Source organism: Bacteroides sp. 2_2_4 (assembly GCF_000157055.1).
GTDB lineage: Bacteria > Bacteroidota > Bacteroidia > Bacteroidales > Bacteroidaceae > Bacteroides > Bacteroides ovatus.
This window is the reverse complement of the sequence record NZ_EQ973358.1, coordinates 295,856-321,905: the sequence shown is the minus strand read 5'-3', so window position 1 is coordinate 321,905 and position 26,050 is coordinate 295,856. Positions and strand designations below refer to the sequence as shown.

At 42.9% G+C, this 26,050-nt stretch carries 15 protein-coding genes and 1 pseudogene; 4 read left to right on the top strand and 12 right to left on the bottom strand.

Going from position 1 to position 26,050, the window contains the following annotated elements; translation table 11 throughout:
- The 3 genes from BSCG_RS18255 to BSCG_RS18265 form a co-directional block, all read right to left on the bottom strand.
- Positions 1–1,515 carry a RagB/SusD family nutrient uptake outer membrane protein gene (locus tag BSCG_RS18255; protein ID WP_004325012.1) on the bottom strand — a complete coding sequence of 505 codons (1,515 nt, stop codon included), beginning with the start codon at positions 1,513–1,515 and terminating at the stop codon, positions 1–3.
- 12 nt (positions 1,516–1,527) lie between these two features.
- Entirely contained in the window at positions 1,528–4,917 is a 3,390-nt protein-coding gene (locus BSCG_RS18260) for a TonB-dependent receptor (protein WP_008775515.1), read from the bottom strand.
- 168 nt (positions 4,918–5,085) lie between these two features.
- On the bottom strand, positions 5,086–6,108 hold the full coding sequence (locus tag BSCG_RS18265) for a FecR family protein (protein WP_004304641.1): 1,023 nt from the start codon (positions 6,106–6,108) through the stop codon (positions 5,086–5,088).
- A gap of 134 nt (positions 6,109–6,242) precedes the next feature.
- Here BSCG_RS18265 and BSCG_RS18270 point away from each other — a divergent pair, with 134 nt between their 5' ends.
- Positions 6,243–6,818: an RNA polymerase sigma-70 factor gene (locus BSCG_RS18270; RefSeq protein ID WP_004304640.1), complete on the top strand. Its 576-nt coding sequence runs from the start codon at positions 6,243–6,245 to the stop codon at positions 6,816–6,818.
- A 311-nt stretch (positions 6,819–7,129) separates the two neighbouring features.
- Here BSCG_RS18270 and BSCG_RS18280 read toward each other — a convergent pair whose 3' ends face one another.
- The 3 genes from BSCG_RS18280 to BSCG_RS18290 all read right to left on the bottom strand — a co-directional run bounded on the left by BSCG_RS18280 (position 7,130) and on the right by BSCG_RS18290 (position 12,487).
- The gene (locus BSCG_RS18280; RefSeq protein ID WP_008775513.1) at positions 7,130–9,028 is read right to left on the bottom strand and encodes a sensor histidine kinase; all 1,899 of its coding nucleotides are present in this window, start codon (positions 9,026–9,028) and stop codon (positions 7,130–7,132) included.
- 117 nt (positions 9,029–9,145) lie between these two features.
- Positions 9,146–11,782, bottom strand: coding sequence for a valine--tRNA ligase (locus tag BSCG_RS18285; protein ID WP_008775512.1), 2,637 nt, complete (start codon positions 11,780–11,782; stop codon positions 9,146–9,148).
- A 66-nt stretch (positions 11,783–11,848) separates the two neighbouring features.
- Positions 11,849–12,487, bottom strand: coding sequence for a hypothetical protein (locus BSCG_RS18290; protein ID WP_004309825.1), 639 nt, complete (start codon positions 12,485–12,487; stop codon positions 11,849–11,851).
- A gap of 140 nt (positions 12,488–12,627) precedes the next feature.
- Between BSCG_RS18290 and BSCG_RS18295 the strand changes: the two genes are divergently transcribed.
- Positions 12,628–13,683 carry a DUF3810 domain-containing protein gene (locus BSCG_RS18295; RefSeq protein ID WP_032849429.1) on the top strand — a complete coding sequence of 352 codons (1,056 nt, stop codon included), beginning with the start codon at positions 12,628–12,630 and terminating at the stop codon, positions 13,681–13,683.
- A 12-nt stretch (positions 13,684–13,695) separates the two neighbouring features.
- The gene (gene mazG, locus BSCG_RS18300; protein ID WP_008775510.1) at positions 13,696–14,484 is read left to right on the top strand and encodes a nucleoside triphosphate pyrophosphohydrolase; all 789 of its coding nucleotides are present in this window, start codon (positions 13,696–13,698) and stop codon (positions 14,482–14,484) included.
- A 105-nt stretch (positions 14,485–14,589) separates the two neighbouring features.
- Here the strand turns inward: mazG and BSCG_RS18305 are convergent, their stop codons facing one another.
- From BSCG_RS18305 to rpsA, 6 genes and pseudogenes are all read right to left on the bottom strand, one after another.
- Positions 14,590–15,057, bottom strand: a complete 468-nt coding sequence (locus BSCG_RS18305; protein ID WP_004301847.1) for a hypothetical protein — start codon at positions 15,055–15,057, stop codon at positions 14,590–14,592.
- Positions 15,058–15,084: 27 nt separating this feature from the next.
- Positions 15,085–15,464, bottom strand: a pseudogene (locus tag BSCG_RS18310) (hypothetical protein).
- A 47-nt stretch (positions 15,465–15,511) separates the two neighbouring features.
- Positions 15,512–16,063, bottom strand: a complete 552-nt coding sequence (locus BSCG_RS18315) for an RNA polymerase sigma factor (RefSeq protein ID WP_004304634.1) — start codon at positions 16,061–16,063, stop codon at positions 15,512–15,514.
- Positions 16,064–16,087: 24 nt separating this feature from the next.
- The gene (locus BSCG_RS18320; protein ID WP_231510936.1) at positions 16,088–17,629 is read right to left on the bottom strand and encodes a L,D-transpeptidase family protein; all 1,542 of its coding nucleotides are present in this window, start codon (positions 17,627–17,629) and stop codon (positions 16,088–16,090) included.
- The gene (locus BSCG_RS18325; RefSeq protein WP_008775508.1) at positions 17,619–18,557 is read right to left on the bottom strand and encodes a ribonuclease Z; all 939 of its coding nucleotides are present in this window, start codon (positions 18,555–18,557) and stop codon (positions 17,619–17,621) included. The genes BSCG_RS18320 and BSCG_RS18325 overlap by 11 nt, the downstream gene beginning before the upstream one ends.
- 294 nt (positions 18,558–18,851) lie before the next feature.
- Positions 18,852–20,654, bottom strand: coding sequence for a 30S ribosomal protein S1 (gene rpsA, locus BSCG_RS18330; protein ID WP_004301842.1), 1,803 nt, complete (start codon positions 20,652–20,654; stop codon positions 18,852–18,854).
- 96 nt (positions 20,655–20,750) lie between these two features.
- Here rpsA and BSCG_RS18335 point away from each other — a divergent pair.
- The coding region (locus BSCG_RS18335; RefSeq protein WP_032849451.1) for a DUF4011 domain-containing protein at positions 20,751–26,050 on the top strand (5,300 nt) is incomplete at its 3' end.

Genomic DNA, 26,050 nt, shown 5'->3' with positions numbered 1-26,050 from the left:
TTAGTAACCGGGATTTTGAATTATAATGCCTTGTCCTTCAGTAATCAGATGAGTAGGCAACGGGAATTTCTCATATTTATATTGTCCATCCACTTTCGTTTCTATTTTACCTGTCGGCTGTCCAGCAAATCTTGCTTTGGCAAGTGCTGCTTCAATAAATTTTCCGTGGCGGATCAAATCCTGACGACGCACTCCTTCAAAATAAAATTCATGTCCACGTTCTTCCAACAATTTATCCAGAAAATCTTCTACAGATGAAAAATCACTCAATTGATAAGCTTTTAGTCCACCATGAGTAACCCGCACCTGATTCAACAGGCCAATCGCCTCTTGAGTGATACTGTTTCCATTGCGAACGATAGCTTCCGAAAGTAAAGTCAATACATCCGCATAACGATAGATGGGCATATCTATTTCGCACTTCTCACCTACTACCCCCTCAATTTTATATTTCACCGGAATTGCACCGTAGAAGAGTATACCTGTCGTACCACCGTCACGGTCAAGCGCCCGGCTATGGTGTACGCCCTCTGTACCTGTATATTCACCAATAATTCTTTCACGTCTCTTGTCTTTAGGATCATAAGATTCGTATGCAGGCCAGGATATTTTAAATCCTCCCCAGGCAGTCACCGACATTCCGGCAGGAAGCGGATAGTCAGAAGTCAGTACGTGAGCGAACCATTTCTGTTCCATCACACCGGCCTCGGCCACACATGAGAATATGACTTCCGAATTCTTTTCACCAGATAAAGAGAACAGAGAGTTATAATCGTCTACCAATTTATAACCGTATTCCGGTTTTGTCAATTCACGTCCTATTTTCTCCGCCTCATCCCATTGCTTGGTCATCATGTAGAATTTCAGCAATAATGTATTGGCCAATCCTTTGGTGAAGCGTCCGTAATTTGTATCTTCATACTTATAGGGCAACACATTAGCTGCATCTTTCAAGTTGGAAACAATGTATTCACGCATAGCTTCTTCCGACAAACGTGGAATAACAATCTCTGCTTCCGGTTTTTGCAAAGTCTCCAGATCGGCGATAGGTATCGGACCATACATATCATACATCAGAAAAGCCAGGAAACCACGTCCGCATTTCAATTCCGCCATATAGCGAGCTTTCAAGGTTTCATCCATATTCACGTCCTTGATGCGATCCATTGTCAAAGTCATGGAAGCCAAATACTGGGAATAGTCATACACACGACGATAGTCACCGTCGATATGCCAGTCATTAGCTTCATACGAATTGTATACGGTAGTCCATCCCCAAGTGTTTTCCACATAATCGGTTACCATTTCCGAAGTCGTCACATAGCCTGCCGCTACTTCAAAAATTCCCCACGGAGAAAACACATAATAAGCACTCGAATTGACCAAAGCATTTACATCTTCAGCATTTTGGGGAAACATTCCCGGATTAATTTTATTATATACTTCCTGCTCCAGCGTACAAGACGAAATGAGGAACAAGAGAGTTGCTATTGCAGTATAAATTGTCTTTTTCATATTCATCACTTATTAGAAAGATATTGATACACCAAAATTATATGAGGTTACATTCGGATATGCATAGGTTCCATTGTCCGTTTCCGGGTCCAGACCTGTCCAGTTAGTAATCACAAATGGATTATTCACGTCTACATATACACGGAGATTCTTGGCAATCTTCTGGCTGATAGGCACTTTATATCCTAATGTAATGCTTCCACAACGAACGTAATAGATAGATTTCACATAGTAATCCCCCCATCCGCTTCCACCTCTGACAAATGTCGGATCTGTGGCTGTCAGGTTATTGCTATTAAAAGCTTTCAGGGCATAAGTAGAAACATTGATACCATTGTCCATACGTGTCCAGCCCTCATAATAACTGGCTCCTCTCTTTCTGCCGGCTTCTCCATAGAAATAGATATTCAAGTCGAAGTTCTTATATCTGAACGAGTTGTTCAGACCGTAGATAATTTTAGGATCACCATTACCCATATATACTTTATCCTCATCTCCCAATACTCCGTTTCCATCGCGGTCTTTCAACTTCATCATACCCGGAACCAAGTCTTTTTGAGCGTCTGGAACTTTTTCTCCCGGTTGCAGGATGCCAAGCGCTTCATATTCCCACCATGCACGAATCGGATCATTTTCTTTTTCATAAGGTTTGGGTTTCCAGTTCGGGTCACGTGTCAGCCAACGGTCATTGTAATGTGACAAGGTTAATGTCGTATCCCATTCAAAATCTTTAGTAACGATATTCACCGTATTCACAGTGATTTCCACACCCTGACTTTGTGTTGATCCTATATTACCCGCTATTTTATTTATTTCATTATAAAAAGGCAATGGTTTATTTGTCACCAACAAGTCTGTAATCTTACGTTTGAAATATTCGGCTGTCAACTTAAACCGGTTGTTGAGTATACCTAGATCCACACCTACATTAAATTCCGTAGTCGTTTCCCAAGTCAGGCTCCTGTTGCCCAAATCCGAAGCATATACTCCTGTTGATTCTGCACCTCCGATAATGGCACTTCTTCCCACTTCATAATAGTCGTAAATGCGATAACCGACATTAGAGTTACCCGTCTGTCCATAAGAAGTTCTTAACTTCAACATAGACAACCAGTTTGAAGCCCCTTTCATGAAATTTTCTTCACTTATCATCCAACCGGCTGATACGGACGGGAAATAACCCCAACGATTTTCCGGGGCGAAATTGGAAGCAGCATCAGCACGAACTGTAGCTTCCAGTAAATATCTGCCTTTATACGAGTAATTGGCACGGGCAAACAAAGAAGCAATACTGTTAATAGAAGCCCATGAACCTACAGATGGTTTCTTGTAATTTCCTGAACCCAAACTATTATATCCAAAGCCATCTACAAGAAAATCTTCATTTCCGGCACTCAATCCATCATTTTTAAATTTTTGGAACGAATAACCACCAATAGCTTTCACGTTATGATCGCCAAAGCTCTTGGAGTATTGAGCTGTCAGCTCCATCAGATAGGCAGTACTTGTTTCCTGCGAAATATCCGCTCTTCCGTTTTTGGTCTTTCCCTGCAAAGTTGTCTTAGGCAAATAGCTGGAACGTTTCTGGAAACTACGGTCGACACCTAACTGCAACTTCACTTCCAAGTCTTTCAACGGTTTCACGGATACGAATGCAGATCCTATGATCCGGTCTTTTACCGTATTATCCTTAATATCCAACAAAGACACCGGATTCGCAACGAAGGGACGTTTCGGATCAATGAAATAATTTCCTTCAGAGTCATAGATAGGAATTGTAGGATTGGATTGGATAGCACCGGTCAATACGCCGGAATATTCATTGGCATTGTCTCCCAGAGGAACATTGTCATACTTATTCTGCGAGTAAGTAGCAGTCAGTCCGAAAGAAACATATTCACTCAATTCTTGATCCAGATTCAAACGGGCAGAAAAACGACTGACACCATTATTCTTGACAATTCCTTCTTGGTTCATATAGTTGACAGAAGCCAGATAACGAGTTTTCTCCGTACCACCATTCACAGAAAGATTGTGCTGTTGCGTATATCCATTGCGCATCACCGCATCCAACCAATCGGTACCGCTAGCAGTCAATATTTCATCATTATTGAAAGTGGGTTTATATTGAGTAGGCGGAGTGTCCTGCTTCTCAACATATCCTTCATAAATACCCATTCCGTTCAACTTTAACCACTCTTCATGCATCTGTTTATTATACATATCCATATACATACGAGTATCAAGCATCTTGTAGTTGGAACGAGCTACCTGCACCGACCCCATACCGGAATAAGTCACTCTGGGCTTTTGACTTTTACCACGTTTAGTGGTAATCAAAACAACTCCATGTCCGGCACGCGCACCATAAATAGCTGTGGAAGCAGCATCTTTCAACACAGAAATGGATTCAATATCATCCGGATTCAATGATTCCAGTACATTATCAATATTACCCGATTCATAGAAACCATTACCAGAACTTAAATTGGAAGTAGAAGACACCGGGAAGCCGTCGATTACAAATAAAGGTTCATTACCAGCACCGGTAGACGCTTCTCCACGAATACGAAACTTCGCCTCACCACCCGGTTGTGCAGAAACCTGGTTCACACGGAACCCCGCTGCTTTACCCGCCAACGCACGAGATACATTCGGTACGGTATTCATCTCCACATCTCCCATGTTTACCATAGAAACGGCACCGGTCAATGTCTTCTTGCTCTGTGTACCATAACCCACCACTACCACTTCATCGAGTTGTTTGGAATCTTCCTGCAAAATGATTTTCATATTTTTTCCGGGTTGCACGGCAACCGTTTGAGACTGATAGCCGATATAGGAGATATCGAGCTGTGCCTTCGATGAAGAGACGGAGATTTTGAAGTTCCCGTCAATATCTGTTATCGTACCGTTACCCTGTACTCCTTTTTCTAATACACTGGCTCCGATAATCGGCTCCCCCTGTGCATCTGATATAGTACCGGATACGGTTATTTTCTTTTCTTGTTCAGGAGACTGTGCCTCAATGGATAATATAATCTTCTTGTCTAGTACCGAATATTTTACATTAGTACCGGAAAAGATTTCTTTCAACACACTAAAAATGTTGCTTTTATCAGCAGAAACTGATACGCGACGATTCAAATCGACATGCTTATTATTGAAGAAGAAATCAAAATCAGACTGCTCTTCAATTTCTTTTAGAATGTCCTCCACCCGCTGATTACGTACATCAATACTGATTAAAGCCTTTTGAGCGTAACTATCGGCTGCATAGGTCAGCCCAATAGAACATACTAAGAACAAAACCAATAGTCTCATAGATAATGGGATTTTTTTTGAGGTTAGCCAAAGTGACTTTACCACCCATAAAAATTGGATGCTAAAATAATTTTGCATAATTTTGTAATGACTTAAAGTTAATAAAAAGTTTATCTAAGCTTGTCGCCAAACAAGCATCAAAAAGATTTACCGATTTCCATACGGGAAGATACGCCAATATCCTCCCGTATGTTTTTGTTTAAGGGGGTCTGTCTTTCATTGCATTTTTGTTTTAAGGTTAATCAATCAATATATTTCTATTTTACTCTTTTCATCTTTTATATCCGGCGAATCAAGATAACGCCAACGGATTTGAGAAGAAAGCTGGAAATATTCCAGAATACGCTCGAGGCGTTGATTTGTAAACGTACCTGTAAATGAGTCTCCTTTCAAACGGTCGTTTTTAATAATGAATTCCACATTATACCGCTTCTCCAACATTCGTAATCCCTCTTCGAGAGGAGTATTTCTAAATATAATCTTTCCCTCTTTCCAAGCTATTTCCGACTCACCGGAGGTGGCATAAAGCTGCACTTTACTGTCTCTTGTATCATAGACCAGCTTCTGTCCGGGATCCATCAGCACCTTTTTCGAACCATTGTCAGATGAATAAATAAAACCTATTTTTCCTTCAACCAATGTTGCTGCAATCCGGTCTTCTTTTTCATAAGCCTCTACATTAAAATGAGTTCCCAGTACTTCGATCTGTGATTGGTGGGAAGTAGAAACTATAAACTTCTTTTCCGGGTTCTTGGCTACTTCAAAATAAGCCTCTCCCTGCAATGTTACATTTCTCGTGTCGCTATCGAAGCGTGAGGGATAACTCAAGGTAGATTCGGAATTCAGGAAAACCAATGTGCCATCGGGCAATGTCAGAGAAGTCATCATTCCGGGATTTGTTTTCACTTCCATCATTTGTGCCAATTCCTGTTCGCTTCCTCCCCAATGTTGTACCATCAGAGTAACGAGAAGTGGAATGAACAGCACTGCTGCCGCACGTTGCGCCCATTCCCACCATGTCGTTTTCCTTTGTCTGTTACCTGTCATTCTACTTTTCACCTTTGTCAATGCTTTCTCTGTGTCAACTTTCGTCATGATGTGAACGGTATCTGTAGCAAGATAAAGAGCATGTATCTGTTTGGCCATCCGCCGGTTTTCTTCCGACTCATCCATCCACATCTCAACCTGCAGACGCTCTTCTTCCGTTGCCAGTCCCTCACAATAACGGGGAAGCAATTCTTCTATTGTATTTTTATCAGTCTTATCCATATTCGTATTTTATTGCCTTTTACTATAAGACAAGAGAGACTTGTGGAATTCCTAAACCAAATCTCATTTTTTTTCAGAAAATCTTTGTTTTCTTATAAAAAAGCTATATTTGCAGTGAAATATCAAACTAATACATGAAAGAAGTTCACCTGTCAGAAAGCAATTTCCTATTATCTGCTATACAGCGAGGCGACCAAAAAGCATTTGATGCACTGTTTCGGAGGTATTATCCGGCACTGTGTGCTTATGGTCATCGTTTTGTAGATCTGGAAGATGCGGAAGAAATTGTGCAGGACTCTCTTTTATGGATTTGGGAAAACAGAGAAAATCTGATTATCGAAACTTCACTTAGTTCATACCTCTTTAAAATGATATACCGCAAAGCTCTGAACAAGCTTGCACATATTGATGCCACCCAACGTGCCGACACTCGATTTTATGAAGAGATGCAGGAGATGCTGCAAGATACGGATCTTTATCAAGTTGAAGAGTTGACACAACGCATCAAGGATGCCATCGCCACATTGCCGGAAAGTTATCGGGAAGCTTTTGTGATGCATAGGTTCCGGGATATGAGTTATAAAGAAATAGCGGAAATTCTGGGAATATCTCCCAAAACAGTAGATTACCGTATTCAACAAGCATTAAAGCAACTACGCGTAGATTTAAAGGATTATCTGCCATTATTACTACCGATTCTATTTCCTTAAAACCAACCATCTATTTTCTTATCTATTACTATCTGTCTATTAAAGTACTAATAGATAACTTCCGTTGTATTAGAGGTAAACTTGCATTCCCCTACTGCCAAACTTCTTTTTGGCTACGAGAAAACTATAATTGCAAGCTTCATTTATACAACTGCAAGTTCCGGTTATATAAATGCAACTTGCAATTATACAATCAGAACTTGCGTTTATAGTTTCTTCTTGGTCAAAGACAACTTATCCAATAAGGGAAAGGAAGTTTGCAATAAGAGTATAGCAACTTATCTACTGATAGATTGGAAAGAAGTAAAGCATTAATTCTGCCGATAAGGTAAGGTAAACCAGAAAGTAGATCCTTTGTTCTCTTTCGACTCCACTCCTATTTTCCCTCCCAAGCGGTCTACAATCGTATGGCAGATAGAAAGTCCCAGTCCGGTACCTTGCACAAAGGAATTGTACTTCACAAACCGTTCGAAGACATGAATACACTGTTCAGAAGACATTCCACAGCCTGTATCCGACACATAAAAATAAATCGTTTCAGGATCAAGCAAACGATATCCCATACGGATAGTACCCACCTCTGTAAATTTGATGGCGTTAACTGCAAAATTGGCAAGCAGCTGAATCAAACGGTTCTTATCCGTATACAATGTACATTGGGACAGTCTCTCCGCAAATGTGAAAGTCACATTATTGTGCCGAAGACGTAGCTGCATACTTTGCTCGATTTCTTCAAGCGTCTGGTTCACATCAATCAAGGCAGGATAGAAATCGAATGTACCGGCTTCAATCTTCGACAAATCCAGAATATCATTAATCAACTGGAGCAACAAATCCGTATTTGTTCCAATGAGTTCTACATATTCGGACATTTCTTCACGGTTTTCTACATGAGGAAGCATATTGGAGAATCCTACAATGGCATTCAAGGGGGTACGTATCTCATGACTCATATTAGCCAGGAATGCGGATTTCAATTGATTGGCCTGTTCCGCTTTTTCCATTGCTTCATGCAGGCGACTATATGCTTTCCGAAGAATGCTGATATAATATATGATAGCAACAATCAAAATCAACAAAAAGAATGAACAGGAAAGTATTTGAATGTAATACTGTTGAAAAAAAGTCTTGGGCTCATTGACATAAACCGCATCGTCTGGATAGCGGGAAGAAGGTATATTGTAGGATTTCAACACTTGATAGCAGAGATTGGCACTTCCTTCTCCTCCCGCCCCACCGGGAATATCACGTGCCTGTTCTCCATCCAAGACACGACCAAGTATTTCCAGCAAAGATTTACAGAACGATTCCGTCGAAACGTAATATCCTCCTGCAAAAGTATTATTCGACAAGTCTTCGGGAGAAAGTAAAAACAATGGAGATGGAGTAAAATTGACAATCACTTCCTGAATATGATCAAAAAGATAGTTATTATCATTTTTGTTATGCGACTCAAACCAAGAATAATAAATGATTCCCGTATTCGGTTTATAACAACGTAAAGTATCCAACAACATTTCTGTAGATAATTGAGTGGTGGAAAGTAAATCCAGATTCAAGTCCGGGAAGTTCTCTTCTACAGCTTCCTTTACATCTCCGCGAGTTTCTTCACTGATATACCTATCGTCGGAGATAAACGCCAGACGTTCCATATCAGGTATCAGTTTATAAATTAAATCGATTGTCTCCTTTACATAATAATATTGCTTCAAGATAGTTATATTATATCCCCGCCTCCATTCATCGCCGGAAACTGTATTGGCTTCCGTCAACGGGGCATGAGATAATAAGACCTCAAGAGAAGCAGGTAAATGGTCGCGGGCATTTGTCACGATTACCGGAACTTCTTTCCATACATCATCAAATAATTCGCGGCAAACAATCCATCCCGGATCTCCAATCATCACAATAGCAGTGGGAGGCTCCGGATACTTCTGACGCAAATGGGTGACTACGGCATTCGCCTCCATCTCATTCACCAGAGCAGGTACGGAAAGCGATTCCGCCTTCACAGAAATTCCTTGTTTCTGAAGAGCATCATGAAGACACCAATAAAAGTTTTTAGCCCAAGGCAGATTGAAATTAATCGAGTTTAAAACCAGTACTTCTTTATTTGTATTTTCGGTTCGGGCTGACGCAGGTGATAAGAATCCTTCAATAAAAAGGAATAATCCAAGGAGGAATGGAATGATCCGTAACGATTGTTTCATTTGTGGTATTCTATAAATAGCGGAAGCAAAGATAGTATTAATTTCTTTAGTGCAAAAAAAAGGCATCCCAAAACGAATTGAGATGCCCTTTATTATATAAAATTAAGTATCAAAGGATTATGATTTCTTCAAAGCCGCAATACTTTCTTTCAAAGAATTAATGATGCTCTCTGCATCGGTTTGCTTCTTACGTTCCAGTTCAAGAACGGCAGCCGGAGCATTATTGACGAATTTCTCGTTGCTAAGTTTCTTCATCACTCCCTGCAAGAATCCTTCTTTATGCTTCAATTCGGCTTCCATACGGGCGATTTCGGCTTCCACGTCAATCATATTACCCAATGGCACGGCAAATTCGGTCGTTCCTATCATGAAAGAAGAAGCACCTTCTGATTTGCTTTCTACCACTGTTACGGAAGACAGGTTACACATCTTGATAATCACCGGATTCAATTTCTCTACCGGATGAGTGCCTACAACCTGCAATTCGAGTTCTTCTTTCAGAGCAATGTTTTTCTGCAAACGGATGCTACGGACATTACTGATGATTTCCTTAGCTACTTCAAACTCTGCCAGGAATTGTTCATTTGCTCCGACCGGTTCAAACAGTTGAGTAACCATCAAACTTTCACCCGGTTCACGCTCACGCAGTTGTTGCCACAATTCTTCTGTGATAAATGGCATAAAAGGATGCAGCAATTCAAGCAGACGCTCGAAAGAGCTAAGAACCATACTATAAATAAAGCCATTAACAGGCTGTCCATAAGCAGGTTTCACGATTTCCAACAGCCAAGAAGAGAATTCATCCCAGAACAGTTTGTAAACCAGCATCAACGCTTCGCTCAAACGATATTTGGAGAAGAGATCGGCCACTTCAACAGCTGCCGCATCCAGTCTTTGGTCAAACCACTGAACTGCCAGATGTGCATCGGTAGGGATCTCAATAGTACCTTTGGCATTTGTCCAGCCCTTAATCAGACGGAAAGCATTCCATATCTTGTTGCAGAAGTTACGTCCCTGTTCGCAAAGTGCGTCATCGAAAAGAATATCGTTTCCGGCAGGAGCAGAAAGCATCATACCCATACGTACTCCATCGGCTCCGTATTTCTCGATCAACTCCAACGGGTCGGGAGAATTACCGAGTGACTTGGACATTTTACGTCCCAGTTTATCACGAACGATCCCTGTGAAGTAAACGTTCTTAAACGGCATCTGTCCTTCGTACTCGTAGCCTGCCATAATCATACGGGCTACCCAGAAGAAGATAATATCCGGTCCTGTCACAAGGTCGCTGGTCGGATAGTAATAGTTGATTTCTTCGTTACCCGGATTGTTGATTCCGTCGAACAAAGAGATAGGCCACAACCAGGAAGAGAACCAGGTATCCAGACAATCTTCGTCCTGACGGAGATCTTCGATTGTCAAGGCGGCATTGCCGGTTTTCTCTTTCGCTTTTGCCAATGCTTCTTCTGCTGTAGCAGCTACCACATAACCGCCCTCCGGGAGGAAGTAAGCAGGAATGCGATGTCCCCACCACAACTGACGACTGATACACCAGTCTTTGATGTTCTCCATCCAGTGACGGTAGGTATTCTTGTATTTTGCAGGATAGAACTTCAGTTCATCGTTCATTACCGGAGGCAATGCCATGTCTGCAAAATGCTGCATCTTGAGGAACCATTGCATAGATAGTTTCGGTTCGATCACTACGTTGGTACGTTCCGAGTAACCTACCTTATTTGTATAGGCTTCTGTCTTGTCCAGCAGTCCGGCAGCTTCGAGGTCTTTCTCTATCTGTATACGAACATCGAAACGATCCATGCCGATATACATACCGGCAGCTTCGCTCAATGTACCGTTATCGTTGAAGATATCAATGCTAGGCAGGTTGTACTTTTCACCCAGCATATAGTCGTTTACGTCATGAGCAGGAGTCACTTTCAGGCAACCTGTACCAAATTCGATGTCTACATAATCATCTTCAATCACAGGGATGGCGCGGTTTACCAGCGGAACGATCACTTTCTTACCTTTCAGCCATTCGTTTTTCGGGTCGTTCGGGTTGATACACATCGCTGTGTCACCCATGATTGTTTCAGGGCGGGTAGTTGCCACTACGGCATAGCGTCCTTCCGGATCACCTTCTACTTTATAGCGGAGGTAATATAGTTTTCCGTGCTCTTCTTTGTAGATCACTTCCTCGTCAGAAAGAGCGGTCAATGCCTTCGGGTCCCAGTTTACCATACGGACACCACGGTAGATCAATCCTTTATTGAACAGGTCTACGAAAACTTTCAGTACACTTTCACTGCGTTTCTCGTCCATAGTGAAAGCAGTACGATCCCAGTCGCAGGATGCACCGAGTTTACGAAGTTGTTTCAGGATGATACCTCCGTGTTCGTCTGTCCAATCCCAAGCATGTTTCAGGAATTCGTCACGAGTCAGGTCGGTTTTCTTGATGCCTTGAGCAGCAAGTTTGTTTACTACTTTAGCTTCAGTAGCAATAGAAGCATGGTCAGTTCCCGGTACCCAGCAGGCATTCTTGCCTTCCATACGGGCACGACGAACTAAAATATCCTGAATGGTATTATTAAGCATGTGTCCCATGTGCAACACACCGGTGACGTTCGGGGGCGGAATGACGATGGTGTAAGGTTCACGGCCATCGGGTTTCGAACTGAATAAATGATGGTCCAGCCAATACTGGTACCATTTTCCCTCCACGTCAGCGGGATTGTACTTACTTGCTAATTCCATATTGTTTTATGTATATATGATAATGTATATTCTAAAAATAACGGGTGCAAAATTAATAATTTAAATTCAAATCTTACCACCCTCGGGGTGTTTCTGTGCACGGAAAGAGAATTTATACCCCTCATAAAGAGCGAATCCGTAGAATAAAGCAGTCATTGACATCACATTTTCCAGCATAATAGAGAATATTTCTCCATAGTCCACACTTACCAGAACGTCGAAATAGGACATATCATAATCCTGGGAAATATACCCGATAATGGAAAAGAAATCACCCAGGACACAACTAATCAGGGATAATGCCGCACCGATAATTCCGAAAATGGGACGTATTCCTTTCCCTTTCCGCATGGCAAAGCCAACCATAAATCCGATAGCAATGGGCATAAATCCAATCTGACGACCCGTAGAAACAGATATCAGTCCCCATGCCACCGCACCCACAATACAGGCAGCGACTGCGTACAGTACTCCTTTGGAGAGATTCTCTTCGGCAAGCATTTCTTCTTCTGTCATAGATACCGGGAAGTCTTCCGGCTTGGGAGGGGCTAATCTTTCCAGCTCTTCATCTTTCTCAAAACTTTCACATTCTTCTTCAAAAGCAGGAAGTTCTCTGGTGCGCTTACAAACAAGACCTTTACCATTCACGAAATCACGTGATACGCAATTCCGGCAATACTTTTCAATTTCTTCTGATGTAGCCATCTTTTATCCGGTTTATGTTGAATGACTTTCCCTATTATACAAGTTATAAAGCCATTGTTAACAGATTTTTTGCAAATATAGAGGTATTTTTTCGCGCGACGTCTATTTAATGCATATTTTTGTTGACTGATATTAAACAAATGATGAAAAAGAAGCCAAATGTAAGATATTTAGCCTTAGGAGCAATCTTAATCCTGGTGTGGCTAACGCAATGGATTCCTGCTCTGGCAACAATCTATTCGCAAACAATCTACCCTTTTATCTCTTACGTTTTGTCGTTTTTTTCCAATTTATTTCCTTTTGCGATAGGAGACTTATTTATCTTCCTTAGTATCGCGGGCGTGATTATTTATCCTATTTATGCCCGTCTCCGCAAAAAGTTGCCTTGGAAGAAAGTTTTATTGCGCGACGGCGAATATCTGTTGTGGATTTATGTATGGTTCTATCTGGCTTGGGGACTGAATTATTCTCAAAAGAACTTTTACCAACGAACCGAAATCCCGTATACAGCCTACACTCCCGAAAATTTTCAGGAGTTCGTTGACGACTATATCACCCAATTAAATCGTTCGTACACCCCTGTAAATAGTATCAACCAGGATTTGATACGGGAAGAAACCGTACGAATCTATAATCAGTTAAGTGATAGCTTGGGCGTGCACCGACCTCCACACGATCATCCGAGAGTAAAGACCATGTTGTTTACTCCGTTCATTTCCATGGTAGGAGTAACCGGTAGCATGGGGCCTTTCTTCTGCGAATTCACCCTTAACGGAGATTTGCTTCCCGCCAACTATCCCGCCACTTATGCTCATGAACTAGCCCACTTGTTAGGTATCACCAGCGAAGCGGAAGCCAATTTCTATGCCTATCAGGTTTGTACCCGTTCACAGGCAATGGGTATCCGTTTCTCCGGATATTTCTCTGTACTGGGGCATGTACTGGGGAATGCAAAAAGATTACTTTCAGAAGAAGAATATACAAAACTCTTTCAACGCATCCGACCGGAAATTATTGAATTAGCCAAGAATAATCAAGCCTATTGGGCTGCCAAGTATAGCCCGGTAGTGGGAGCCGTACAGGATTGGATATACGATCTTTACCTGAAAGGAAACAAGATAGAAAGTGGCCGCCAGAACTACTCGGAAGTAGTAGGGTTATTGATTTCTTACCAGGAATGGAAAAAAATGAATTAAATAGATAGATTTATGTCACATACCAGACAAGAACAGATGGAAGCCTTTGGACGCTTCCTGGACATTCTCGACGAACTGCGTGTTAAATGTCCCTGGGACCGTAAACAGACGAATGAAAGTCTGCGTCCCAACACCATAGAAGAGACTTACGAACTTTGCGATGCCCTGATGAGGGATGACAAGAAAGAAATCTGCAAAGAGTTGGGAGACGTATTATTGCACGTCGCTTTCTATGCTAAGATAGGCTCGGAAACAGGAGATTTTGACATCAAAGATGTTTGCGACAAGCTGTGCGATAAGCTGATTTTCCGCCATCCGCATGTCTTCGGAGAGGTGAAAGCAGAGACAGCCGGACAAGTTTCCGAGAACTGGGAACAGTTGAAACTTAAAGAGAAAGATGGAAATAAGAGTGTATTAAGCGGTGTGCCCGCTGCCCTGCCCTCGCTTATCAAGGCTTACCGTATTCAGGACAAAGCCCGCAATGTAGGTTTCGACTGGGAAGAACGGGAACAGGTTTGGGATAAAGTGAAAGAAGAAATAGGTGAGTTTCAGGAGGAAGTGGCCAACATGGATAAAGAGAAAGCGGAAGCTGAATTCGGCGACGTGATGTTCAGCCTCATCAATGCGGCACGCCTTTATAAAATCAATCCCGATAATGCACTAGAACTTACCAACCAGAAGTTTATCCGCCGTTTCAATTATCTGGAAGAGCACACCATCAAGGAAGGAAAAAGTCTGAAAGATATGTCTCTCGAAGAGATGGATGCCATTTGGAATGAAGCAAAGAAAAAAGGACTGTAACTTCCTTACCGGCATAAAAAAACAGAGGCTCTATTCCCACCGGACAGAGCCTCCATTTTACTCAAACAGAGCGTCTGTTCATACGAATCGGACGCTCTGTTTTCTTTATTTCTTCTTTGAATCGTCTCCCTTGTCTTTGCTACGATTCATACCTTTTATCATTTCGCGGTGAAAACGCATCTCTGCACGTTGCACGAGAAAAATCTTCTTGCTTGAAAGAATCTTTTTAAACTTACCCAAATAAGTTTTATCAAGCTGGTCGGCAGCAATACGGTTGTTGGCTACTTTCTCGTTGATTTCTGCATATTGAGCTTCCGTTGTTTTATCATCCTTGCCTTTGCGCATCAAATCCCATGACTCATCATTCAGTTTCTTCTTTTTATCCTGGAGTTCAAAATAAACGGGAAAGAACTTGGCTGCTTCTTCTTTATTCAATCCAGCCTGTTCGATAATGAAAGCTTTTTGTTTTGCCCTGAACTCCTCCCGTGATAAATGCTGATCACATCCATCAGCAGCCCAAAGAACAGGCATAAAGCCACATAACAAAACGACCAATGCGATAAGTTTTCTCATTTTCTGTATTCAATCAGTTTTTATAAATCATTCTACACTTGCGTCACTCAAATAAACATATAACGAATAATCATCCAGCATGGCACGATCCACTGCTACATCAATCATTTCGTCAGATACGACTACTTCAGTATCCACTTCTGTCACCGCTACATCATCTGCTGCAGCAGGTTTATGATCTGTTGACGCTACCCGGATAATCAAGGCCGCCCCTACGAACATAGCTGCCATATAGAGCAATGGTTTCAGTCTTGTCCATGTGCTGACAGGCTCTTCCTTAAAAGCAACTTTCTCTTTTCAGGAAGTTTATTCATTACCTCCGAAGTCAGGTTCTCAAAGTAACCATCGGGCACTTTGAAGGAATTTTCCTTTCCAAGCTTCTTCAATAAAATATCTTCTTCTTTCATACGTTTTTCTCCTCTCTTTTCATTAGACAGTGTCTCATTTAAAAGGTTTAATCTATTTCTTCTAAAAACTTCTCAATTTTCTTCACCGCATGATGATAAGATGCTTTCAGTGCACCGACCGACGTGCCGAAGATCTCCGACATCTCTTCGTACTTCATTTCCTGATAGTATTTCAGGTTGAACACCATACGCTGCTTTTCGGGCAAAGTCTGCAGGGCTTTTTGCAAGCACATCTGTATCTTGTCGCCCGAAAAGTAGGCGTCACTTTCCAGCTTTTGCACAACTACTGCTTCGGGATCGTCAATATCCACGGTAGTCATGGCACGCTGCTTATTCAGAAAGGTAAGACACTCATTCAGCGCGATGCGATAGAGCCAGGTCGACAGCTTCGCCTCGGCACGGAAATAATCGATATTCGTCCATGCCTTGATGAAAGTGTTTTGCAGGAGATCGTTCGCATCCTCATGCGACAGTACCATCCGGCGGATTTGCCAATACAATTGCTCGCTATACTGCCCCACAATCATTTCAAATCCTTTCCGCTGTGTACTCTCCTCCTGAAGGAGTTTCAGAACTTCGCGTTCGTTATAAGGAATCATAATCTCTCGTATCTGTATGTTTATTTATGGTTTCAAATTCAGGTTATTCATCGCCTCTAGTAAGGACGGATCATATTTATAAATGTCCTCACAATACCTCAAATTATTATCGGCAGACAGATAAACCGTCTGATAATCTATAAATAAAGGTATATATTGTTCCAAACTATAATGTTTCAATTCACGATAAGCCGCACTGATGGGCAGCTTCTTTCCCTCTTCACTCACCGGCTTGATATCCATTGCAATACGAATACGGTCTTCCAACAATTCATCCGGCTCTTTCAACAGGAAGAACGCGAAGTCGAGTGCTTTTTGAAGACGGACGCAACCGTGGCTCACCGCACGATTATTCCGTGTAAAAGCCCACCGTGACGGAGTGTCATGCAGATATACGGAATGAGGATTGGGAAAACGGAAGATGATACGTCCCAAGGAATTCCCTGTTTTGTTGTCCTGCTTCACCGTATAAGGTACGCCACTTCCTGCATACTTCGCCCATTTAATACTGTGGGGATCTACCTGGAGTCCATTCTTATCGTATACCTTCATGCGGTTACGGGTAAAATACGTCGTATCTCTGCGGTAAGTAGGAATGATCTCTTTCCGAATTATGCTTTGAGGCACATTCCAGTAAGGATTCAGTTCCATATAATAAATCCTGCTTGACAATAGAGGAGTTTTATTCTTCACAGTCCCTACACAAATACGCATCTCCAGGATAGAGTCTGTTTCTTCGTTGACGGCTTGCAACATAAATGCCGCCACATTAGCTATCACATATTTTCGTCCTTTATCCAATGCATATTGCCAACGTGCCCGCTCCATGTTTACCAATAGGCGGTCGCGATAATAATCCGTAGTATCTGTCACTCCCCAGCCATTCACACGAACCAGCTCTTCCTGCATCTTATGATAAAGCGGGGAAGCGGGTTGCGCCCGGTGAAAAGCGGCGTTAGGATTTGCACGCAAAGAGTCGAGAGCGGCCATTGCAAACTTCACGTCACATTGTTTTAAAGGAATGTGGTCGTTCGAATCATTCCATCTGCGCTCCGGAGGCAAGAATCCGAATTTCAATTGACACACATACGAAAGATAGGCGGCTGTTAACTGATACTCCACGTCTGCCAGCAGACGGTTCATCGTTTTCCCTTCACGCAGTTTCAAGGTTCGTATCTGTTGCAATTCCTCACGGATGCTATCGACAGGATACAGATTCGGATTAACTCCATGTTGTGAAATGTTTCCTAACCAGAATAACATCGAGTCTGCCACCTGTACGGCAGGTTTATCGGATATGAGAGAATCGTTCAGCCAAAAGAATTCATCCTTTTCCTGATAATGTGCCAGCAAAACCGAATCCCAGGGAGTTACCGGATTTTCGTTCAGGCAAATACGAATCATCTGATGAATGCTGTCTGCATTTATTTGATAAGCAGGATGGAACAGTTCCTGGAGGGAAGACAAAGAATCCGGTATCGGAGATTGAGGTTTCTCTTTTTTACAGGCTGCCAAGCAACCGAAGAGCAGGATGATTACTCCCCAAAGCAGTCGACTACTTTTCATAGACAGTCCCTCCATCAACGTCAATACACAAATTTTCTTTCGCTAAAATGGTTTGTGGAAAAATGGCGGACGCTTCATGAAGTAAGACAGATTCATCTTCATAACGGGCGGAAAAATGTCCGATCACCAGTTGTCTCACATTGGCATCCAAAGCAAGCTGCGCAGCTTGTGCAGCAGTGGTATGATAAGTTTCCTTGGCGCGTGCCTGCTCGGTCTGTGCAAAGGTGGCCTCATGGAAAAGCAAATCTACATTTTTAATTTGTTCAGCAAGGGACGGACGATAGATTGTATCGGAACAATAAGCATATTTACGCGCCGGAGCCGAAGGGCGGGTTAAACGTAAATTGGGTATTACTTCTCCCTCGGGAGTTACAAAATCCGCTCCGTTCTTGATGCGGTTCAGTTCATAGACCGGGACTTTATAAAAGTCTACCATGTCTCTGATGATATGATTAGGACGCTGTTTTTCTTCAAAAAGGAAACCACAACAGGGAATTCGATGTTTTAAAGGGATTGTGGTTACAGTCACCGAACGGTCATCGTAAATGAGCATCGGTTCTTTCGTTTCGAATTCATGGAAGAACACCTTATAAGTCAAAGTCTTGCAAAAGAAAGCAAGCATCGGCGCAAACAACTCTTCCAGTCCTCTTGGAGAATGAATATGTAAATCAGCAGTTCTCCCTAATAATCCGAATGTAGAGATCAGTCCCAACAATCCGAAACAATGGTCACCATGTAGATGAGAGATGAAGATATGATTTAATCGGGAAAATTTCAGTCGCGAGCGGCGTAATTGCATCTGTGCTCCCTCGCCACAATCAATCATAAATAGTTTTTCACGCAAGTTTACGACTTGAGAGGTCGCAAAATGTCGCGTAGTAGGCAAAGCAGAACCGCATCCCAATATATGTAACTCAAATTTTTCCATGGTATGCAAAGATAGGACATTTCACATTTAATCTTGCAAAGGAAAAGGAAATATTTCACCCCAGGGTTACACAGATTAATACAGATTTTGATAATTTATTTTTAGACATAAGAACAAAAGAACATAAAGGCAGCGCTTTGAAAATTATTTCTGTTGCTTATTGAACTGCTATTTTATTCTTTTGTTCTTATGTCTGAATTAAATTCCCTCTTATCTTCATTTCTTAAATCTGTGGTGAATAAAAAAAGCGCCCCCAAACGGGAGCGCCTTTCATTGGAAAATATTCTATTCAGATTATTTCTTTCCTTCCAACTGTTCTTTCAATGCAGCAAGAGCGTCAATATCGCCCAGCGTAGTTGAAGCAGCCTGGTTCTGGATCATCGGAGAATCTTCTCTCTTGTTGCTAGAAGATGACTTCTTAGCACCAGAAGCAGCTTTCTTTTCTGCTCTTTCTTCAGCCTTAGCTACATCTTCGAAGATACGGCTGTGAGACAGGATGATTCTCTTAGCGTCTTTGTTGAACTCGATCACTTTGAATTCAAGTTTCTCATCCAACTGTGCTTGTGAACCGTCTTCTTTTACAAGGTGTTTCGGAGTTGCGAAACCTTCTACACCGTAAGGAAGAGCTACAACAGCACCCTTATCCAACATTTCGATGATTGTACCTTCGTGTACAGAACCTACAGTGAACACAGTTTCGAATACATCCCAAGGATTTTCTTCGAGTTGTTTGTGACCAAGGCTCAAACGACGGTTTTCTTTGTCGATTTCCAATACCTGAACTTCGATGTCAGCACCAATCTGAGTAAATTCTGATGGGTGTTTTACTTTCTTAGTCCAAGAAAGGTCAGAGATGTGGATCAAGCCGTCAACACCTTCTTCGATTTCTACGAATACACCGAAGTTAGTGAAGTTACGTACTTTTGCAGTATGCTTAGAACCTACAGGATACTTTTCTTCGATAGTTTCCCATGGATCTTGTTTCAGTTGTTTGATACCCAGAGACATCTTACGTTCTTCACGATCAAGTGTCAGCACAACAGCTTCTACTTCGTCGCCTACCTTCATGAAATCTTGTGCAGAACGCAGGTGTTGGCTCCAAGACATTTCTGAAACGTGGATCAAACCTTCTACGCCCGGAGCGATTTCGATGAATGCACCGTAGTCAGCCATAACGACCACTTTACCTTTCACCTTGTCACCAACCTTCAAGTCAGTATCAAGCGCATCCCATGGGTGCGGAGTCAGTTGTTTCAAGCCAAGAGCGATACGTTTCTTTTCGTCATCGAAGTCAAGGATAACAACGTTGAGTTTCTGATCCAGCTCAACCACTTCTTTCGGATCGCTAACACGTCCCCAAGAAAGGTCAGTGATGTGGATCAAACCGTCTACGCCACCAAGGTCGATGAATACACCGTAAGAGGTGATATTTTTAACAGTTCCTTCAAGAACTTGTCCTTTTTCAAGTTTACCGATAATTTCTTTCTTCTGTTGTTCCAGTTCAGCTTCGATAAGAGCCTTGTGAGATACAACAACGTTCTTGAATTCCTGGTTGATTTTAACCACTTTGAATTCCATTGTTTTGCCAACGAATACATCATAGTCACGGATCGGTTTAACGTCGATCTGAGAACCCGGCAAGAATGCTTCGATTCCGAATACGTCTACGATCATACCACCCTTAGTGCGGCACTTGATGTAACCCTTGATAATTTCTTCATTTTCCAGAGCAGCGTTAACGCGATCCCAAGAACGAGTAGCGCGAGCTTTTCTGTGTGACAGAACGAGCTGTCCTTTTTTGTCTTCCTGATTTTCGATGTATACTTCTACTGTATCACCGATCTTCAGATCCGGATTGTAACGGAACTCATTCAATGGGATGATACCGTCTGATTTGTAACCGATGTTCACAACTACTTCACGCTTGTTCATTGCGATTACGGTTCCGTCAACAACCTCACGGTCGTTCACTTTGTTAAGCGTACCGTCGTAAGCTTTTTCCAGTTCATCGTGGCTAACGTTGGTTACTGTTTCGCCATTTTCATAAGCATCCCAGTTGAAATCTTCAATAGGAGCTACGTTCTTTAAGTTTTCCATTAATAAATAAATTGTTTAATACTTTAATTAAATAAGACATTATATTATCTATAAATCGGGCGCAAAGGTAGGAATATTTTCTTGATTGACAAAAGAATGGCAGAAGAAAAGAGAATTATATCCGTATTTTTTGTAATATTGCAATCTTTAATTTATACAGTTTTTGCCATGGACGAGAGATTGGACAAAGTCAAGGTGCAATGCGACTATTTACCGCTTATTAATTTTGCGATACAACAAAACGGTGCATCAATCATTCATCAGCTTTCTATTGAGAATACAACGCCTGCCCCGCTGAAGGACATTCAGGTACAAATCACGACAGAACCGACTTTCGGAAACGCCGCTCCGATAGCTGTGGCACAGATTCCGCCCAATGAATCGATATGCCTGTCGTCATTCAATCTCACTTTGTCCGCCAACTATTTCACACAGCTGACCGAACGTTTATCCGGCAATCTGAAAATTGAAATTACTTCCGAAGCAGAATCCGTATTCTGCCAAACCTACCCTATCGACATTCTGGCATACGACCAATGGGGAGGGCTTAATGTATTGCCCGAAATGCTGGCCGCTTTCATCACCCCCAATCATACAGCTATTGTGCCGATCATCAAGAGAGCCGCTTCCATCCTGGGACAATGGACTGATAATCCGTCCCTTGACGAATATCAAAGCCGCACTCCGGACCGGGTAAGGAAACAGATGGCCGCCATCTACACGGCTATCACGGAACAACAGATTATATACAGCACCATCCCCGCCAGCTTCGAGGAATATGGGCAACGTGTACGGCTAGTCGACTCCGTAATGGCACAAAAACTGGGAACCTGTCTGGATATGGCCTTGCTCTATGCTTCCTGCCTGGAAGCAATCGGTCTGAATGCACTCATTATCATCACTCAAGGGCATGCTTTTGCGGGAGCCTGGCTAGTGCCGGAGACTTTTCCGGATCCTACCATTGACGATGTTTCCCTGTTAACCAAACGGACAGCCGAAGGAATCTACGACATTACCTTAATTGAAACGACCTGCATGAACATGGGCCATTCGTCCGATTTCGACGATGCTGTGAAGAAAGCGAACGGAAAGTTGACGGATGGAAACAGTTTCATTCTTGCCATAGATGTGAAAAGAGCGAGACATTCGGGCATCCGCCCCATCCCCCAACGCATTTTGCATGGACAGGTATGGGAAGTAGAAGAAAAGGAGACCGACATTCAAAAAAGTGCCGTTCATGCCACTCCGCAAAGTATCAATCCGTATGATTTATCGGGCAATGAAACCCAGACCGTAATCACCAAACAACTGTTATGGGAAAGACGGTTGCTGGATTTAAGCCTGCGCAACAACCTGCTGAATATCCGGATTACCAAAAACACGCTCCAACTCATCCCGGCTAATCTATCCTGTCTGGAAGATGCATTGGCCGACGGAGAAGAATTCCGCATCCTCCACCGCCCTGCCGATTGGGAAAGTCCGGCGATGGACTTCGGGATTTATTCCTCCATACCGGAGTCTGATCCCATGGTTGGTTTCATCAACTCGGAACTTTCACAGAAAAGGTTACGTTTCTATCTGCCCGAAAACGATTTAGGTAAGGCACTGACTCACTTATACCGCTCTTCGCGTACTTCTATCGAAGAGAATGGAGCCAACACACTCTATCTGGCTCTCGGACTTTTGAAATGGTACGAGACACCTTCCAGCGAACGTCCCCGCTATGCCCCCATCTTGCTATTACCGGTTGAAATTATCCGTAAATCAGCAGCCAAAGGTTACGTAATCCGTTCCCGGGAAGAGGAAACGATGATGAATATCACCTTATTGGAAATGCTTCGCCAAAACTTCGGAATCTCCATATCAGGATTGGACCCGTTACCTACCGACGAAAGCGGTGTAAACGTCAAACTGATCTATTCCATTATCCGCAACAGCATCAAGAACCAGCGTAAATGGGACGTGGAAGAGCAAGCGATTCTGGGTATCTTCTCTTTCAACAAGTTCATCATGTGGAATGATATTCACAACAATGCCAACAAACTGGTTCAGAACAAGATTGTGTCCAGCCTCATCAACGGAAAGATAGAATGGGAAGCCGCCACAGAGGAAATAGATGCAACAGATATGGACAAACAAGTGTCGCCCGCAGACATTGTATTACCCATCATCGCCGATTCTTCGCAGCTGGAAGCTATCTACGAAGCCGTACACGACAAGACTTTCATCCTGCACGGCCCTCCGGGAACAGGAAAATCGCAAACGATTACCAATATCATCGCCAACGCGCTTTACAAAGGAAAACGAGTCTTATTTGTAGCGGAAAAGATGGCTGCCCTCTCCGTTGTGCAAAACAGATTGGCAGCTATCGGCCTAGCTCCATTCTGTCTGGAAATTCATTCCAACAAAACAAAGAAATCCGCCGTTATCTCGCAACTGAAAGAAACTACGGAAATTATCAGGCAGACACCTCCCGAAGAATTCAGAAAGGAAGCGGAACGCCTGCTGAATTTACGGGCGGAATTGAATCAATATATCGAAGCCCTGCATAAAGAATACCCGTTCGGAGTTTCATTATATGACGCCATTATTCATTATCAATCCGTGGACGTCGAATCTTGTTTTGATATTCCACAAGCTTATCTGGATACATTAGATAAAGACACATTTGCCCAATGGGAAGATGCCATCGAGCTGCTAGTCCGGACGGCCAATGCGTGTGGACATCCTTACCAGCATCCATTAACCGGTATCTCGATTACCGAATATTCATCAGCCGTTAAGGAGGGATCCTCCCAACTGCTCACCGGATTTATCGACCTGTTGACCACCATCCGGCAGAAGCTGGATGTATTCTCCATACTTCTAAAAGATACGGATATACACCCTACACGCAAGGATTTCCAGACAATCTCCCACATCATCCGGAGAATACTCGACATTCCGGAACTGACTCCCGGATTGCTGACTTTGCCATTGCTCAACGAAACACTGAATGAATACCGGGAAGTAGTGGTTCACGGACGGAAACGGGATGAACAAAGGAAAGAGATAGAAACCGGATTCATCCAAGAAATCCTGTCCATCAACGCAAAGCAGATGTTAGCCGAATGGAACCGGGTATCCGGTCAATGGTTCCTTCCCAGATATTTCGGACAACGGAAAATCAGAAAGGCAATCAACGTATATGCTTTAAAAACGATTGAAACAGAAGACATCAAACCTCTGCTCCACCGCATTATCCGGTATCAGGAAGAAGCAGAAGCCGTCCGGAAATACATCGGGCAACTTCCCTCCCTATTCGGACGCCCCGGCAAGAACGAGGATTGGAACACCATTGAGCAGATAATCGACGACATGACTTCCCTTCATTCGCATTTGTTGAACTACGCAAAAGACATTGCCAAAGTTTCGCAAATCAAGCAGAATTTGTCCGCACAACTCACTGAAGGAATTCAAACATTCAGAGACATCCATGCTCATTCTTTCAATGAACTGTATCAGCTCGCAGATACACTCACAGCCACCGAAAAGAAATTGTCCGGCATGCTGGGTATCTCGATCGAAGAACTTTATACCGATTCAGCCGACTGGATAACGATTGCCTTGTCAAAAGCCCGAACCTGGAAAGAGAACCTCGACAAGCTCAAGGACTGGTATCAGTGGCTACAAGCCTACCAAACCCTGCATAGTCTGGGAATAGGATTTATCGCGACGGAATATAAAGAAAAGAATATTCCTACCAGCCAACTTACAGACAGCTTCCGCAAGAGTTTCTATCAGGCGGCTATCCGGTATATCATTGCCAAAGAGCCGACTTTGGAATTATTCAACGGTAAGATATTCAATGATATCATTGCTAAATACAAACAAATATCCGCCAAATTCGAAGAAACGACCCAAAGAGAATTATTTGCCCGGTTGGCCTCCAACATTCCGTCTTTCACTCACGAAGCCATCCAAAGTTCCGAAGTGGGTATCCTTCAAAAGAATATCCGCAACAATGCCCGCGGCATATCTATTCGCAAGCTATTCGACCAAATTCCCACTTTGTTGTCGCGCATGTGCCCGTGTATGCTGATGAGTCCTCTTTCCGTCGCTCAATTCATCGATACGGACGCTGATAAATTTGATTTGATTGTCTTTGATGAAGCCTCACAGATGCCTACTTATGAAGCGGTGGGCGCCATTGCACGGGGTAAAAACGTCATTATCGTAGGCGACCCGAAACAAATGCCTCCTACCAGTTTCTTCTCGGTCAACACCATTGATGAAGACAACATTGAAATGGAAGATTTGGAGAGTATCCTTGACGACTGTCTCGCTCTGTCTATCCCTTCCAAATATTTATTATGGCACTACCGAAGCAAACATGAGAGCCTCATCGCTTTCAGCAACTCCGAATATTACGATAACAAACTGATGACTTTCCCCTCACCGGACAACATTGAATCGAAAGTCAGGATAGTCAACATCAACGGTTACTATGATAAAGGCAAGTCGCGCCAGAACCGGGCGGAAGCTCAAGCTGTGGTGGACGAAATAGCCAGAAGATTGAGAAGCGAGGAATTAAGAAAGAAAAGTATCGGTGTAGTCACTTTCAGCATTGTCCAACAAGCCTTGATAGAAGACCTATTATCCGACCTTTTTATCTTTTACCCCGAACTGGAAACTCTTGCGCTGGAATGCGACGAACCGTTATTTATCAAGAATCTGGAGAATGTGCAGGGAGACGAACGCGATGTTATTCTCTTCTCTGTGGGCTATGGCCCGGATGCAGAAGGGCGCGTCAGCATGAATTTCGGACCACTGAACCGGGCAGGCGGCGAAAGAAGATTGAATGTAGCCGTTTCCCGTGCCCGGTATGAGATGATTATCTATTCCACCCTAAGGTCGGAGATGATCGACCTGAACCGGACTTCTTCTATTGGAGTAGCCGGACTAAAACGTTTCCTCGAATATGCGGAGAAGGGAACCCGAAGCACCATCAGCAGTGTGCCAAGACAACTGTCGGAAGCAACAGTCTCCATCGAAACGATCATTGCCGACAGACTGCGCTCATTGGGTTACACCGTGCATACAGACATAGGTTGCTCCGGATACAAGATAGACATAGGTATCGTCGACACCGAAAATACCTCTAACTATCAGTTAGGTATTATCTGCGACGGTAAAAACTACAAACGCACCAAGACCGCACGTGACCGGGAAATTGTGCAGAATAATGTATTGAAAGCACTCGGATGGGACATCTACCGGATATGGACAATGGACTGGTGGGAAAAGCCGGACGAAGTAATGGCAACTATCCAAGAGGCTATCGCCCGGAAAAAGAATTCAAAGGTCGGTTCAATGACAGCAGCCGAAATCAATTCTACTCCGACAGAAGTGGCAGC

What these genes read in the sequence shown, in the direction of transcription:
- BSCG_RS18255 (WP_004325012.1), bottom strand. Translation starts at nt 1,515, where the DNA reads ATGAAAAAGACAATTTATACTGCAATAGCAACTCTCTTGTTCCTCATT.
- BSCG_RS18260 (WP_008775515.1), bottom strand. Translation starts at nt 4,917, where the DNA reads ATGCAAAATTATTTTAGCATCCAATTTTTATGGGTGGTAAAGTCACTT.
- BSCG_RS18265 (WP_004304641.1), bottom strand. Translation starts at nt 6,108, where the DNA reads ATGGATAAGACTGATAAAAATACAATAGAAGAATTGCTTCCCCGTTAT.
- BSCG_RS18270 (WP_004304640.1), top strand. Translation starts at nt 6,243, where the DNA reads ATGAAAGAAGTTCACCTGTCAGAAAGCAATTTCCTATTATCTGCTATA.
- BSCG_RS18280 (WP_008775513.1), bottom strand. Translation starts at nt 9,028, where the DNA reads ATGAAACAATCGTTACGGATCATTCCATTCCTCCTTGGATTATTCCTT.
- BSCG_RS18285 (WP_008775512.1), bottom strand. Translation starts at nt 11,782, where the DNA reads ATGGAATTAGCAAGTAAGTACAATCCCGCTGACGTGGAGGGAAAATGG.
- BSCG_RS18290 (WP_004309825.1), bottom strand. Translation starts at nt 12,487, where the DNA reads ATGGCTACATCAGAAGAAATTGAAAAGTATTGCCGGAATTGCGTATCA.
- BSCG_RS18295 (WP_032849429.1), top strand. Translation starts at nt 12,628, where the DNA reads ATGATGAAAAAGAAGCCAAATGTAAGATATTTAGCCTTAGGAGCAATC.
- mazG (WP_008775510.1), top strand. Translation starts at nt 13,696, where the DNA reads ATGTCACATACCAGACAAGAACAGATGGAAGCCTTTGGACGCTTCCTG.
- BSCG_RS18305 (WP_004301847.1), bottom strand. Translation starts at nt 15,057, where the DNA reads ATGAGAAAACTTATCGCATTGGTCGTTTTGTTATGTGGCTTTATGCCT.
- BSCG_RS18315 (WP_004304634.1), bottom strand. Translation starts at nt 16,063, where the DNA reads ATGATTCCTTATAACGAACGCGAAGTTCTGAAACTCCTTCAGGAGGAG.
- BSCG_RS18320 (WP_231510936.1), bottom strand. Translation starts at nt 17,629, where the DNA reads ATGAAAAGTAGTCGACTGCTTTGGGGAGTAATCATCCTGCTCTTCGGT.
- BSCG_RS18325 (WP_008775508.1), bottom strand. Translation starts at nt 18,557, where the DNA reads ATGGAAAAATTTGAGTTACATATATTGGGATGCGGTTCTGCTTTGCCT.
- rpsA (WP_004301842.1), bottom strand. Translation starts at nt 20,654, where the DNA reads ATGGAAAACTTAAAGAACGTAGCTCCTATTGAAGATTTCAACTGGGAT.